Here is a 12,992-nt window from a genome sequence, read left to right as displayed (position 1 = left end):
TCCATGAGGTCCAGGAGGTCCATGGAATACGGAGAAAGTCCAGGTCAGTACGGTGGTGGCCGTCGCCTCATCGGTACTCCGTGAGATATGTGCAAGACGACGGCGGGTGCGCCACCCCGTTCACGACTCCCCTGTGGCCGAGTCGTCGCCGGCCAGCACGATGGGCCGCACCTGTTGGCGCGTGTACCCCGTCGCCCCACGGTCCGCTGTGCTCAACCTTCTCCTGACCCCTCGCAAGGCCTGGACCGTGCACGACCTGATCGGCACCCTCGTCGACACCGCCGCCGACTCCATCCACTCCGTCGCCCCGGCCGAGACGCCGGCCGCCGAGGAGATCACCGCGCTGGACCCGGCCGACGTCTCCACCGTCGACGACATGCCGGAGACCGACACCATCGAGGCCACCGCCGTCGAGTTCGAGCGAGCCAGCGAGCAGGCCCGCCGCGCCGACCGCGGCAAGCGCGTCGGCCATGGGGCGGTCCGTGGGGACCGCCCCATGGCCGCATACGGGAGTCCGGAGGGCCCGTGGTGCAGGGCCCCGACTTCCGCTGCTGTCAGACGCCGCCGTTGTACGGGCTGGGGATGAAGCAGAAGTCGATGTGGCTGAGGCCGAAGAACTTGCTGCCGTTCGGGCCTGCGCCGAGGGGGGCATGGAGGGCGGTGTCGGCCGAGACACCGTTGGGGAAGCCGTGGGCCGCGTCGTAGTTGTACAGGTTCTGGTTCGGGCCACCCTTGACGAAGACCTGACGAGCAGCGGTGCTGCCGTTGATCGTGAAGTCGAACGTCTGGTTGTCCGAGCCGTGGATGGTGAGGGTGAGCGTCCCGTCACCGGGGATGTTGATGTTCGTCGATCCCTCGCTGAACGGTTCGTTGACCCTCAGCGCGGTCGATCCGTCGGGACACACGGGATCCCCGCCCGGGAAGGGTACTTCGACAGGCTGCACGCCCGCGCCACTCGGCGCTCCCGCCTGCGCCAGCGCGGGGCTGGCAGCGACGCCGAGGGCCACTACGGCGGTCAGGCCGGCGCCCATGAGCCGGGCTCCCCAGTGCGCGCACCGGGACTGTGTCCTTGATCGAGTGGCTACTTGCATGACGAGCGCCCCTCCTTGTTTCGAGGGTGTACGAGGTCCGGCCCCGCGAGATCCCGCGCCTATTCGATTCGAGGTTTCGAATCCTGCACATTTGTCCGGCGACAGGGTGCCTCGAAATATGCCCGACCGCACCGTCCCGCAACTTCACGACTCGTCACTCGTAGTCCATATGAGCTTCATAACGTGCCGGAAAGGTGATTCGGCGCCAGTTCACAGAGCTGCTGTGACGTGCCCCACGTGCTCTTGTCGTGGCAGGAGGGCGCACCTGTGTCCGGTCATGAACAGCGTGGGGACGGCCGCGCTTCCGCTTGATCCGCAGGCGGACATCGGGCGCCGAGCCCGGGTGACCTGTCCGAACTGCGCCTGCGGTGCACCTCGTGCACCCACATCCGGAACCTTGAGACGGGCTTCGGCTCCACCCGTATCCGTTGGACACACACGACCGGCGCCCTGCCACGACAGTGAGGAGACGAGGCGGCGCGTGCGTCGTGCGCCGTGCGCCTGTGCCGACGTGCCGGTGCGGTCGTTGCCCCCGGGAGGGATGACGGCCACCGTGGACAGGTGATTCTCGTTCCGGGCTGGATGTGGAAACGGGGGGCGGTGAGCCGGGGTGCCTGTGCCGGCTTCGCCACCGGGGTCTTCTTCGGGGCTTTCGTTCTCGTCGAGGCCCGGTCGTGGGCGGGCACCGTCGTGGTCTTCGTGGCGCTGAGTCTCTTCTACGGAGCCCGGGTGGCGCGCCGGATGGAAAGGGCCTGGCCTGGCGCCAAGGGTCTGAGCGGCGCCGATCGAGCAGCGGTGGTGCGCGCCACCCGGCGTGGTGAGGCCATCGGCGATCCCCGGCTGGCATCCTCGGTCGTGGAGTACGCCGGCGCCCTGCGCCGGATCGCCGAGGAGGACCGGCTGCGCCGCTGGGTCGTCCTGCTCGTCACCGCGCTCACGGTCGTTCTCGCCGTGTACGACACCGTGACGGGCTCCACCGGCGAGACCATCGCCTCGTGGCTGGTGGTCGCGCTCTTCCTGGCCGATCTGCTGTGGTGGCCCCGCAGACGAGACCGTCTCCTTGCCAGGGCCGATCGGGCAGAGGCTGCTCTCGACCAGCTGGGCTGAGCGTCGTAGTTCCGCGCGCTTCGTCCCCGACCGGACGACCCGGGAGTCCAGTTCGGACAGTCGGGCGCGCAGCGCCTCGGGGATGCCGGGGCAGGGGGTGAGGGCGGGGCCGTTGTCGTCGGGCGGCCGTGCAGGTCAGTCCAACCACCCGGCAGCGGAGGCGACATGGCGCTCAGGTTCCTCGGCACCACCGGCGACGGCGGCGACTGCCCGACCCTCGACGAGATCGCGGGCACCGACGAGATCCTCGTCCAGGGCGACCGCGAGACCAACCCGGAGCACCAAGTACAGCTGCGGGACGTGAAGCCGTCCGAGACGTTCGTCCGCGTCCCCCGCAGCCTGCTCACCTGGTACGCCCCGAACGCACCAGCGCCGGAACTGCAGCCGTCGTTCTCGATCTCCCACCTGTCCCGCGAGTTCCGGCACACCGCCTGGCGGCTTGAGACCCGACGTGGCTACGCCTCCGACCGCAACAGCGCCAAGTGGGCACGCCGGCAGGCCGGCGAGGACATCACCCAGGACCCGGCCAGCACGTGGCGGGAAAGCGTTGCCGAGCGGACGGCCGCCGGGAAGCGGTTCGAGCGCCTGCGCCGACTACGACCTCTGGCTCTTCGACAGACGCCTCAGTCGCCCGGTTCGCGTTCGACGAGGACGACATCATCCTCGGCGTGTACATCACCGAAGAGCCAGCCGAGGTGCTCGCCGCCCGCCAGGACCGAGACGCTGCCTGGCATCACGCTGTGCCTACGCAGGAGTTCGCCCGGCAGGTATCGACCGTGTGACCACCGACTTCCAGACGGCCCGTGAAGCCCTCGGTGCCCGGCTGCGCGAGCTGCGTGCCGAGGCCGCCTTCCGGCACCCGCACGGCAGGCTCTGATCGCCTTCAAGGCCCTGCAGGAGATCGAGCAGATGTCCCCGGGTGGCTACTACTTGCCGTCCGGCCACATGTTCGTCGACCACCTCGGGCAGCCGCTGACGACACGTCATCTGCGCGAGAGCGCCCACTCCCTGATGCGATCACTCGGGATGCGACAGGTGCGGCTGCACGACGCTCGTCACAACTGTCTGACGTTCCTGGCGGTCAACGGGTTCGAGGACGTCGTCCTCGCGGCGTGGGCGGGGCACGTGAGCCCGTCGTTCACGAAGCGCGTCTACGTCCGTCCGGGCCCGGAGGATCTACGGGCGGCTTCCGAACACCTGACGGTCCTCTTGGGCTTCGGTGACGAATCCGCGACCTGAGCGCCGTGTGAGAAATCGTGAGAAATCAACCCTCGCTGACGCCGAAAAGGCGCCTCTGAGCTGCTACTTCCTCGCAATCACCAGAATGCGTCCGCCCCTAAGGTCACGTACATCCTGTACATTTTTTACAGAAGCGAGGCCGACCGAGGCCCTGTCGCTGAGGAGGGGTATGCCCATGACCCGACCGTCCGCCCGTCACGTCCTGCCCGAGTTCACCGAGCGCACGAGCACGGGCCACCGCACCCTGGATCCCTACTCGAAGCTGTTCGAGAACCGGATCGTCTTCCTCGGGACACCGCTCGACGACACGGCGGCGACCGATGTGATCACGCAGTTCATGCACCTCGAACACGCCGCCCCGGACCGGCCCGTCACGCTGTACCTCAACTCCCCGGGCGGCTCGTTCAGCGCGATGACGGCGGTCTACGACACGATGCGGTACGTCAGTTGCGACGTGGAGACCTACTGCCTGGGCCAGGCCGCCTCGGCCGCAGCGGTCCTGCTCGCGGCCGGGACGCCGGGCAGGCGGTTCATCCTGCCCGGCGCGCGCGTGGTGCTGGAGCAGCCCGCACTGCCCGAGCCGGCGCAGGGACAGCCCAGCGACCTCGTCATCCAGGCCGATGAGCTGACCCGGATGCGCACACTGATGGAGGAGATGCTGGCCCGGCACACCGGGCGCGGCGTCGAGCAGGTCCACCAGGACCTGGAGCGGGACCTGGTGCTGGACGCGCCGGGCGCCCTCGCTTACGGACTGGTGGACGGCGTCGTCCCGAGCCGCGGGGCCACCCCCGGCACCCACGCGGGGTGAGCCGTCGATGCTGCCACCGGAACTTCCTCCGCTGCCCGCACTGACGCGTGCCGAGGGCGAGTTGATCGACCGTTACCTGGAGGCGGTCGACCTGCTGGGCCGGATCAACCCGGCGCAGACCGGGGACACCTACCGCGGGCTGCGCGCGGCGCAGGCCCTGGTGCGCAAGGCGGCCGAACTACGGGACGCGCTCGCCCTGATGCACCACCGGGGCGAGACGGAGCTGCACGGGGACACGCTGGCACGGGCGTTGAGGGTGCTCGACGGAGAGCGCCGTACCGCTCGCGTCGTGCTCCCGCCGGACTGCGTCGGCTGACCCGGACGCACGTCCGGCCCGGCGGGACCCACCTGTCGACACACCGTCCGGGCCGGAGCTGAAACGGTCCGAACGGTGTACCCCCGGCCGGCGTATCTTCAGATTTTTTTCCGGGCCTCCCGGCTTGCGCAGCACGCGCTTTCCGGGTCCGGGCGGAAGTGCTCCGCCCCAGGTCGGGGGCTACGTACGAGATCTGACGGTGACTCGAACAGAGCAGTGTCCACCCGAACGGGTGAGTGGTGAGTAACGCCACAAACTCCCGATTCCGTTGGGATTTTCCGACCGGCGTGAGTCAAGATCCCTGACTGACGACAAGCCCCCGCCACAGCGGCGGGGCGATCCGGGCGGACGCCGAGTCCTGCCGCCGCGCGGATGACCGGTCGACAGGAGTGGATCGGCAGGAGTGGAGGACCCGAGCAAGACGGGTCGCCGGGACGAACGTTCGTCACAGACGGGCGGTCGTGCCGAGCAGCCCTTGGGGTGAAGCCGCGGCAACGCGGCCGGGCAACTTCGCCAGCCCGAATCCGACAGGTCATCCTTCACAGGCGGCTGACGAAGGGTTGCGCATGACTGCGCTCAATCGTGTCCCGTCGCTCATGGCCCGGGCCGGTACGGCCTCGGCCCTCACCCTCGCCGCCGTGGGCGGCTCGATCGCGGTACCGGGGCTCGCCACCGACGCCTCGGCCGCCACCATAGGGACCAAGGCACTGCAGATCGCGGCCTCCAAGAAGGGTGCCCCGTACGCGTGGGGCGCCACCGGGCCGCGCAGGTTCGACTGCTCGGGGCTGACGCTCTACTCGTTCAAGAAGGCGGGCAAGAAGCTGCCGCGTACGGCCGCCCAGCAGTACAACAAGACGCACCACATCTCGGCCGGCAACCGCAAGGCCGGCGACCTGGTGTTCTTCCACTCGGGGTCCAGCGTCTACCACGTCGGCATCTACGCCGGTAAGGGCAAGATCTGGCACGCCCCGAAGACCGGGTCCGTGGTGCGGCTGGAGAAGATCTGGAGCAGGAGCGTCTGGTACGGCCGGGTCAGCTGACCCGGACTCAGGGCAGGAGCGGCTCCAGCAACAGGGCCGCTCCGAGGACCGTCAGCGCCACCCCGGTGCCCGTCTGCAGCATGCGGGCGGCCCGGGGACGGCGCAGCCACCTGCCGAGCCGGTCCACCAGCAGGGCCACCATCTGGAACCACACCAGCGCCAGCGCGCAGACGATCAGCGCGAGCAACAGCGTCCTGGGCAGTGCGGAACCGCCGGACGGCACGAACTGGGGAAGCAGGCTGAGGAAGGTCAGCGAGGCCTTCGGGTTGAGGACGTTGGTGACGAAGCCCTGCCGCAGCGGGTGCGCGGCCGACGGCGCCGCCTCGGCGGAACCGCCGGCGGGCCGCCGCAGCGACCACAGGGTCCGCACGCCCAGCTGCAGCACATAGGCGCCGCCCGCGAGTTGCAGCGCGCGGAACAGCGCGGGTACGGCGACCAGCACGGCCGCGACCCCGGCCACCGCCAGCGTGGTGTGCACCAGGAGACCGCCCGCGATACCGAGCCCGCAGACCGCGCCGGCCCGGCGGGAGACCAGGGCATTGCGTACGACCACCGTGAAGTCGGCGCCCGGCATGGCGACGAGTCCGGCGGCGATCACGGTGAAGGCGATGAGCTGTCCGTCCATGCGGCCAGCGTGCACGGAGAGAGCCTTCAGCAGGTATTTCGAATGAGAAGGGTCTGCCTTAAGCAGTGCTTTAGGCTGGCCTCATGTACGACCCCACCCGGCTGGCCGCCCTGGTCGCCGTAGCGGAGGCGGGTTCCATCACACGGGCCGCCGACCGGCTCGGTTACACGCCGCCCGCTCTCTCCCAGCAGCTGGCCAAGCTGGAGCGGGAGGCCGGCACGACACTGCTGGTACGGCACCACCGCGGGGCCCGGCTGACCGAGGCGGGCCAGGTGCTGGTGGCGCGGGCCCGGCGAGTACTGGACGAGCTGGAGCAGGCCCGGCACGAACTGGCCCGGCTGACCGGCCTCTCGGGCGGGGTGCTGCGGCTCGGCACCTTCCCGACCGCGGGCGTCCATCTGCTGCCGCCGGCGCTGAGCGCGTTCCGCCGGGCGCACCCGGATGTCGAGCTGTCGGTCGCGGACTACGATCCGCCGACCGGGGTCGGCGCGGTGGCGGCCGGCGAGGTGGACCTGGCGCTGACCCACGCCTACCACCCGGGCGAGGCCGCCCCGGTACCGGCCTCGGTCGCGCTGGAGCCGGTCCTGGTGGAGGAGCTGGTGCTGGTGACGGCCCCGGGCCACGCCCTGAGCAGTGCCTCGTCCCGGCTGCCGCTGGAGGAGCTGGCCGGGCAGCCGCTGATCAGCATGGCGCCGCACCATCCGGCCCGGCGGGAGGTGGAGGCGCTGCTCGCCGAGGCTGGCGCCACCGCGGCGCTGCTCGTGCCGACGCCGGGGTACGCGGTGGTGTGCGCACTGGTCAGCGCCGGGCTCGGGGTGGCCGTCGTACCGGAGATGGTCGCGCGGACCGCGGTCACTCCGGTCGGGGTGCGGCCGCTGGAGCCGGGGCGGCTGCGCCGTACGATCTCGGTCGCCTACCGGGCCGACGAGGTCGCTCCGGCGGCGGAGGCGTTCCGGGCCCTGCTGCACGGCGCGTTCGGCCGGGCGCAGCGGACGCCGGTGCGTCAGCTCCCGTCTCCTTGACCCGTCGCCCGGCCGGGTGGGCTTGGCTCCGCTGCCGTGATGGCGAAGAAGACCGGGGTCGGAACTGCTGGTCGACCTGCGGCGCGGGCTAGGGCCTGTCCGGCGGAAAAGGCCGGCTTCAGCCGACGGTGCCTCAGCAGCGCATGATCCGCCGGACAGGTCCTAGGGCTCCTGGCCTGCCGGGACCGGTTCGGCCGGGATGGTCCAGGGGAGTTCGATGGAGACCGTCTTGCCGCCTTCGCGGGTGGGGCGGACGCGGAGCTTGCCGCCGCACTCGGCGGTGAGCCAGCGGATGATGACCATGCCGCGCCCGTTGTCCTGCTGGACGGCCGCGGGCAGTCTCTTCGGAAAGCGCGGATGACTGTCCGTGACGCCGATGCGCAGGTGTTCGTCATGGTGCAGCGCGATGTCGACCGTGAAGGTGGGTGACTGCCCGAAAGTGTGCTGTACGGCGTTGGTGGCGAGTTCGGAGACGATCAGCCGCACGGTGTCGGCCACGTCGGTGTCCGACGGGAGGCCCCACTCCGCGAGGGTCCCCACCACGTAGGAGCGGGCGGCGGAGACCGAGGCGGGATCGCTCGGCAGAGTGACGGATGCTTCCAGATGGTCTGCCATGGCGACGTCGTCCCTTTCCCACGGGACCGCAGTCCGACGAGGAGCGGATGGTTCGAGTACGGTCCCGGACTGGTGCTTCGTCGCCAGACTGCCATCACCGGGCCGGTCGGGGGAGCGATCCACCAGGATATGCATATATCTGTCGCTCAAAGCGGTGAACTCTGCGACGGGAGACCGTATTTGGGCGGCCCGGAAGGAGTAAGGAGTACCCATGCAGAACGGTCCCGCGGTGCGGCGCCGCAAACTGGGCGCCGAACTGCGCGCGCTGCGCACCGGTGCGGGGTTCACCAGTGGTGAGGCGGCCCGTCTGGTGGGCTGGCACCAGTCGAAGGTCAGCCGCATCGAGACCGGCGCCAGCGGGGTGAAACCGGCCGATGTGCGGTTACTCCTCGACGCCTACGGGGTGCGGGACGGACAACCGCGCGAGTTGCTGCTGATGTTGGCGGGCTCCGAGGAGGCGGGCGGCCGCAGCCGCTGGTGGCACGCCTACCGTGGGATCCTGCCGCCCACCTATCGCGACTTCATCAGCCTGGAGTCGCAGGCCAGCGGGATGCGCACCCTGGAGACCACGGTGGTCCCCGGTCTCCTGCAGACGCCCGAGTACGCCCGCGCCGTGACCCGGGCGGCCCTGGAGGGGGTGGACGAGGAGCGTCTGGACGCGCTGGTGGAGGTGCGCCTGGCCAGGCAGGACGTGCTGCGCTCCGATCCACCGCTGGAGCTGTCCGCGGTACTGGACGAGGCGGTGCTCCGGCGCGAGACCGGCGGGCCCGAGGTGATGGCGCGGCAGCTGAAGCGGCTGGTCGAGGCCGCCCGTCTGCCCCAAGTGCGGCTCCAGGTACTGCCGTTCGCCACGGGAGCGCATGTCGGCCTCACGGGGCCTTTCGTTATCTTCTCATTTCCGAGCACTTCTGATCTGGATGTGGTTGTTCTCGACCAGTTGACGAGTAGCCTCTATCTGGAACGGAAAGAAGACCTCAAGGCTTACCTGGAGGCCTTCAACACCCTTCAGATCCACGCCCTTTCACCCGAGGACTCGTTGGATTACATCGCCGGGATAGGTGACGGCGCGTAAGGAGGCACCATGTCAGCACTGCCTCGGAACGTCCCTGCCAGTACCGATCTGTACGACGTGCCATGGCTGCGCAGCAGCTACAGCACGGGAGCGAACAACTGCGTGGAGACGGCCCGGCCGTACTCCGGCCCCGGGGCCGGACTGCTCGCCGTGCGCGACTCCAAGCAGCCGGCCGGACCCGCACTGCTCTTCTCCCCCGAGAGCTGGGCGGGCTTCATGACCACGCTGCGGTGATCCCCTCCCCCTCCGATCCGACCGACCCCTACTGATCAGATCCGATCACTTTCGTGCGATACCCGGCCGTGTCACGCCGACTCATGGTCGCGTTTCGCCGATCACACGTACAGCGCGTTCGATCTCGGCCCCGGAGAGGTCCGCGCGGGCGGTCAGCCTCAGCCGTGAGATGCCGTCGGGCACGGAAGGAGGACGGAAACAGCCCACGGCCAGTCCTGCCGTACGGCAGTCGGCCGCCCAGCGCACGGCCTGCTCCGGGGACGGAGCCCGCACCGAGACCACCGCGGCGTCCGGACGTACCGCCTCCAGACCCGCGGCGGTCAGGCGTGCGTGCAGCTCGGCGGCGACCGCGCGGGCCCGTTCGGCTCGTGCCGGTTCGCGTCGCAGCAGCCGTAGCGCCGCGAGCGCCGCGCCGGCGGCCGCGGGAGCCAGGCCCGTGTCGAAGATGAACGTCCGGGCCGCGTTGACCAGGTGGTCGATCACTCTGGCCGGACCCAGCACCACCCCGCCCTGGCTGCCCAGCGACTTGGACAGCGTGGCCGTGACGACCACGTCCTCGGCGCCCGCGAGCCCGGCCGCGTGCGGCGCGCCCCGGCCGCCGTCGCCCAGCACGCCGAGGCCGTGGGCGTCGTCCACGACCAGCCCCGCGCCGTGCGCCCGGCACGCCTCGGCCAGTGCGGCCAGCGGCGCCGCGTCACCGTCGACGGAGAACACGGTGTCGGAGACGACGATCGCGTCCCCCTCGTGCGTGCCGAGCGCCTTGTGCACGGCCTCCGGATCGGCGTGCCCGACCACCTGGGTGGTGCCCCGGGCGAGCCGGCAGCCGTCGATGAGCGAGGCGTGGTTGCCCGCGTCGGACACGATCAGGGAGCCGTGCGGGCCGAGCACGGTGACCGCGGCAAGGTTGGCGGCGTAGCCGGAGGAGAAGACCAGGGCCGCCTCGACACCGCAGAAGTCCGCCAGCTCGCGCTCCAGCGCCGTGTGCAGCTCGGTGGTGCCGGTGACCAGCCGGGAGCCGGTCGAGCCACCGCCCCAGGTCCGGGCCGCCCCGGCCGCCCCTTCGACGACCTCGGGGTGGTGGGCGAGGCCCAGGTAGTCGTTGCTCGCGAGGTCCAGCAGCGGCGAGTCGGCGGGGCGCGGGCGCAACGTCCGTACGAGTCCTGCGCGGCGGCGCGCCTCGGCCTGCTCGTCGATCCAGCCGAACGCCATGGGTCCTCCGGGGCTTTTGTAGGTAGCGGACAGACACTAGCCGCACGACCCGCCGCCCACGGTGTGGCAATACCCACACGTCGATCTGCCAGTGTTGTGCAAACTCTCCTTGGCCCGAGACGGCCACGTAGGACAGGATCGGCTCCCATGGACCTGCTGAACACGCTGGTGGACAAGGGGCTTCGGCGCGAGCTGCCGACCCGCGAAGAAGCACTCGCCGTACTCGCCACCTCCGATGACGACCTGCTCGATGTGGTGGCCGCGGCCGGCAAGGTGCGCCGGCACTGGTTCGGCCGGCGCGTGAAACTCAACTACCTGGTCAACCTCAAGTCCGGCCTGTGCCCGGAGGACTGCTCCTACTGTTCCCAGCGGCTCGGCTCCAAGGCCGACATCCTCAAGTACACCTGGATCAAGCCCGACGAGGCCTCCCAGGCGGCCGCGGCGGGCCTGGCCGGAGGGGCCAAGCGGGTCTGCCTGGTGGCCAGCGGGCGCGGCCCGACGGACCGGGACGTGGACCGGGTCTCCCAGACCATCAAGGCGATCAAGGACCAGAACGAGGGCGTCGAGGTGTGCGCCTGCCTCGGTCTGCTCTCCGAGGGCCAGGCCGAACGGCTGCGCGAGGCGGGCGCGGACGCCTACAACCACAACCTGAACACCTCCGAGGCCACCTACGGGGACATCACCAGCACCCACACGTACGCCGACCGGGTGGACACGGTGCAGAAGGCGCACTCGGCCGGTCTCTCCGCCTGCTCGGGTCTGATCGCCGGTATGGGCGAGACCGACGAGGACCTGGTGGACGTGGTCTTCTCGCTGCGCGAGCTGGACCCGGACTCCGTTCCGGTGAACTTCCTCATCCCGATGGAGGGCACCCCGCTCTCCCAGGAGTGGAATCTCACCCCGCAGCGCTGTCTGCGCATCCTCGCGATGGTCCGCTTCGTCTGCCCGGACGTGGAGGTGCGCATCGCGGGCGGCCGCGAGGTCCACCTGCGCACGATGCAGCCCCTCGCCCTGCACCTGGCCAACTCGATCTTCCTCGGCGACTACCTGACCAGCGAGGGCCAGGCCGGCAAGACCGACCTGGAGCTGATCGCGGACGCCGGCTTCGAGGTGGAGGGCGCCGACCAGGTGACGCTGCCGGAGCACCGGGCGGACGCCGTCGCGGGCGGGTGCGGGTCGCACGAGAGCGCCGGGTGCGGATCCGTCTGCGGCTCGCACGAGGGAGCGGACGTGTGCGGTACGGCCGCGGCGCCCGCCGTCAACGAGCCGCGCACCGACCTCGTAGCCGTCCGCCGCCGGGGCGCCGGAACGGATCTCGCGCCCAATGCCTGACCCGTCCGGCCTGAGCGTGCCCGAGCTGCTGGAGCTGGACCGGCGACACGTGTGGCATCCGTACGGTCCGATGCCCGGGCGGGTCGAACCGCTCGTCGTGGAGTCGGCGAGCGGGGTCCGGCTGCGGCTGGCCGACGGCTCGGGCGAACTCGTCGACGGCATGTCCTCGTGGTGGTCGGCGATCCACGGCTACAACCACCCGGTCCTCAACGAGGCGGCGCGCGAGCAGCTGGGGCGGATGAGCCATGTGATGTTCGGCGGGCTCACTCACGAGCCCGCGGTACGCCTCGCGAAGCTCCTTGTCGACATGTCACCCGACGGTCTGGAGCATGTGTTCCTGGCCGACTCCGGGTCGGTGTCGGTCGAGGTCGCCGTGAAGATGTGCCTGCAGTACTGGCGCTCGCTCGGCCGCCCCGCGAAGCAGCGGCTGCTGACCTGGCGGGGCGGCTACCACGGCGACACCTGGCAGCCGATGTCGGTGTGCGACCCCGACGGCGGGATGCACGAGCTGTGGACCGGCGTGCTCCAGCGCCAGGTGTTCGCCGAGGCGCCGCCGGTGGAGTACGAGGAGTCGTACGCCGACCATCTGCGCGAGCTGATCGGGCGGCATGCCGATGAGCTGGCCGCGGTGATCGTGGAGCCGGTGGTGCAGGGCGCGGGCGGGATGCGGTTCCACTCCCCCGCCTATCTGCGGGTGCTGCGCGAGGCGTGCGACGCGCATGACGTGCTGCTGGTCTTCGACGAGATCGCCACCGGCTTCGGGCGCACGGGTGCGCTGTTCGCTGCGGAGCACGCGGGCGTCGCTCCGGACGTGATGTGCGTGGGGAAGGCGCTGACCGGCGGCTACCTGACGATGGCGGCCACGCTCTGTACCGCGCGGGTGGCCGACGGGATCTCGCGGGGCGATGTGCCGGTGCTCGCGCACGGGCCGACGTTCATGGGCAATCCGCTGGCGGCGGCCGTGGCCTGTGCCTCTCTCGAACTGCTCCTCGGACAGGACTGGCGGTCGGAGATCGGGCGGATCGAGGCGGGCCTGCGTGCGGGACTCGCGCCGGCCGCGGACCTGCCGGGCGTGAAGGACGTCCGGGTGCTGGGCGCCATCGGGGTGGTCCAGCTCGACCACGAGGTGGACATGGCCGCGGCCACCCGGGCCGCCGTGCGGGAGGGCGTGTGGCTGCGCCCGTTCCGCGACCTGGTCTATACGATGCCGCCGTACGTCACCGGGGACGCGGACGTGGCACGGATCGCACGCGCGGTGTGCGCCGCGGCACGGGAGGGATGA

15 protein-coding genes, 1 pseudogene and 1 riboswitch are annotated in these 12,992 nt (G+C 70.6%); of the genes and pseudogenes, 12 read left to right on the top strand and 4 right to left on the bottom strand.

Annotated features, from left to right (window positions below; genetic code table 11):
- Nucleotides 1-208: 208 nt before the first annotated feature.
- Nucleotides 209-586 carry a hypothetical protein gene (locus ABZ471_RS11485; protein WP_359064966.1) on the top strand — a complete coding sequence of 126 codons (378 nt, stop codon included), beginning with the start codon at nucleotides 209-211 and terminating at the stop codon, nucleotides 584-586.
- Here the strand turns inward: ABZ471_RS11485 and ABZ471_RS11480 are convergent.
- On the bottom strand, nucleotides 555-1,031 hold the full coding sequence (locus ABZ471_RS11480) for a hypothetical protein (RefSeq protein WP_359064964.1): 477 nt from the start codon (nucleotides 1,029-1,031) through the stop codon (nucleotides 555-557). The two genes, ABZ471_RS11485 and ABZ471_RS11480, sit on opposite strands and share 32 nt — an antisense overlap.
- Before the next feature lie 621 nt (nucleotides 1,032-1,652).
- Here ABZ471_RS11480 and ABZ471_RS11475 point away from each other — a divergent pair.
- The 6 genes and pseudogenes from ABZ471_RS11475 to ABZ471_RS11450 all read left to right on the top strand — a co-directional run bounded on the left by ABZ471_RS11475 (nucleotide 1,653) and on the right by ABZ471_RS11450 (nucleotide 5,601).
- Entirely contained in the window at nucleotides 1,653-2,198 is a 546-nt protein-coding gene (locus ABZ471_RS11475; protein ID WP_359064962.1) for a hypothetical protein, read from the top strand.
- A 165-nt stretch (nucleotides 2,199-2,363) separates the two neighbouring features.
- A pseudogene (locus ABZ471_RS11470) lies at nucleotides 2,364-2,980 on the top strand (DUF6879 family protein).
- A 127-nt stretch (nucleotides 2,981-3,107) separates the two neighbouring features.
- Nucleotides 3,108-3,437, top strand: coding sequence for a tyrosine-type recombinase/integrase (locus ABZ471_RS11465; protein WP_359064960.1), 330 nt, complete (start codon nucleotides 3,108-3,110; stop codon nucleotides 3,435-3,437).
- 175 nt (nucleotides 3,438-3,612) lie between these two features.
- Nucleotides 3,613-4,245 carry an ATP-dependent Clp protease proteolytic subunit gene (locus tag ABZ471_RS11460; protein WP_359064958.1) on the top strand — a complete coding sequence of 211 codons (633 nt, stop codon included), beginning with the start codon at nucleotides 3,613-3,615 and terminating at the stop codon, nucleotides 4,243-4,245.
- A 7-nt stretch (nucleotides 4,246-4,252) separates the two neighbouring features.
- The gene (locus tag ABZ471_RS11455; protein WP_359064956.1) at nucleotides 4,253-4,561 is read left to right on the top strand and encodes a hypothetical protein; all 309 of its coding nucleotides are present in this window, start codon (nucleotides 4,253-4,255) and stop codon (nucleotides 4,559-4,561) included.
- Between the two features lie 339 nt (nucleotides 4,562-4,900).
- Nucleotides 4,901-5,124, top strand: a riboswitch (cyclic di-AMP (ydaO/yuaA leader).
- Nucleotides 5,125-5,127: 3 nt separating this feature from the next.
- Nucleotides 5,128-5,601, top strand: coding sequence for a C40 family peptidase (locus ABZ471_RS11450; RefSeq protein WP_359064954.1), 474 nt, complete (start codon nucleotides 5,128-5,130; stop codon nucleotides 5,599-5,601).
- 7 nt (nucleotides 5,602-5,608) lie between these two features.
- Here the strand turns inward: ABZ471_RS11450 and ABZ471_RS11445 are convergent, their stop codons facing one another.
- On the bottom strand, nucleotides 5,609-6,226 hold the full coding sequence (locus ABZ471_RS11445) for a LysE family translocator (RefSeq protein WP_359064952.1): 618 nt from the start codon (nucleotides 6,224-6,226) through the stop codon (nucleotides 5,609-5,611).
- Nucleotides 6,227-6,309: 83 nt separating this feature from the next.
- Here ABZ471_RS11445 and ABZ471_RS11440 point away from each other — a divergent pair, with 83 nt between their 5' ends.
- A complete protein-coding gene (locus ABZ471_RS11440; RefSeq protein WP_359064950.1) occupies nucleotides 6,310-7,248 on the top strand; it encodes a LysR family transcriptional regulator in 939 nt (312 codons plus the stop codon).
- 162 nt (nucleotides 7,249-7,410) lie between these two features.
- Here ABZ471_RS11440 and ABZ471_RS11435 read toward each other — a convergent pair whose 3' ends face one another.
- Complete coding sequence (locus tag ABZ471_RS11435) at nucleotides 7,411-7,863, bottom strand: ATP-binding protein (RefSeq protein WP_359064948.1); 453 nt, start codon at nucleotides 7,861-7,863, stop codon at nucleotides 7,411-7,413.
- A gap of 211 nt (nucleotides 7,864-8,074) precedes the next feature.
- On the opposite strand from ABZ471_RS11435, the gene ABZ471_RS11430 reads away from it, so the two are divergent.
- Together ABZ471_RS11430 and ABZ471_RS11425 are read left to right on the top strand one after the other, a co-directional pair.
- Entirely contained in the window at nucleotides 8,075-8,935 is an 861-nt protein-coding gene (locus tag ABZ471_RS11430) for a helix-turn-helix transcriptional regulator (RefSeq protein ID WP_359064946.1), read from the top strand.
- A 9-nt stretch (nucleotides 8,936-8,944) separates the two neighbouring features.
- Nucleotides 8,945-9,169, top strand: coding sequence for a DUF397 domain-containing protein (locus ABZ471_RS11425; protein ID WP_359064944.1), 225 nt, complete (start codon nucleotides 8,945-8,947; stop codon nucleotides 9,167-9,169).
- A gap of 81 nt (nucleotides 9,170-9,250) precedes the next feature.
- Here the strand turns inward: ABZ471_RS11425 and ABZ471_RS11420 are convergent, their stop codons facing one another.
- A complete protein-coding gene (locus ABZ471_RS11420) occupies nucleotides 9,251-10,378 on the bottom strand; it encodes an 8-amino-7-oxononanoate synthase (RefSeq protein WP_359064942.1) in 1,128 nt (375 codons plus the stop codon).
- 147 nt (nucleotides 10,379-10,525) lie between these two features.
- Here ABZ471_RS11420 and bioB point away from each other — a divergent pair, with 147 nt between their 5' ends.
- Complete coding sequence (bioB, locus tag ABZ471_RS11415) at nucleotides 10,526-11,710, top strand: biotin synthase BioB (protein WP_359064940.1); 1,185 nt, start codon at nucleotides 10,526-10,528, stop codon at nucleotides 11,708-11,710.
- On the top strand, nucleotides 11,703-12,992 hold the full coding sequence (locus ABZ471_RS11410; RefSeq protein ID WP_359064938.1) for an adenosylmethionine--8-amino-7-oxononanoate transaminase: 1,290 nt from the start codon (nucleotides 11,703-11,705) through the stop codon (nucleotides 12,990-12,992). Before bioB ends, ABZ471_RS11410 begins: the two co-directional genes overlap by 8 nt.

The sequence above is a fragment of the Streptomyces sp. NPDC005728 genome, assembly GCF_040630895.1.
In the GTDB taxonomy this organism is placed as follows: Bacteria; Actinomycetota; Actinomycetes; order Streptomycetales; family Streptomycetaceae; genus Streptomyces.
This window is presented reverse-complemented; position numbering and strand designations above follow the sequence as displayed.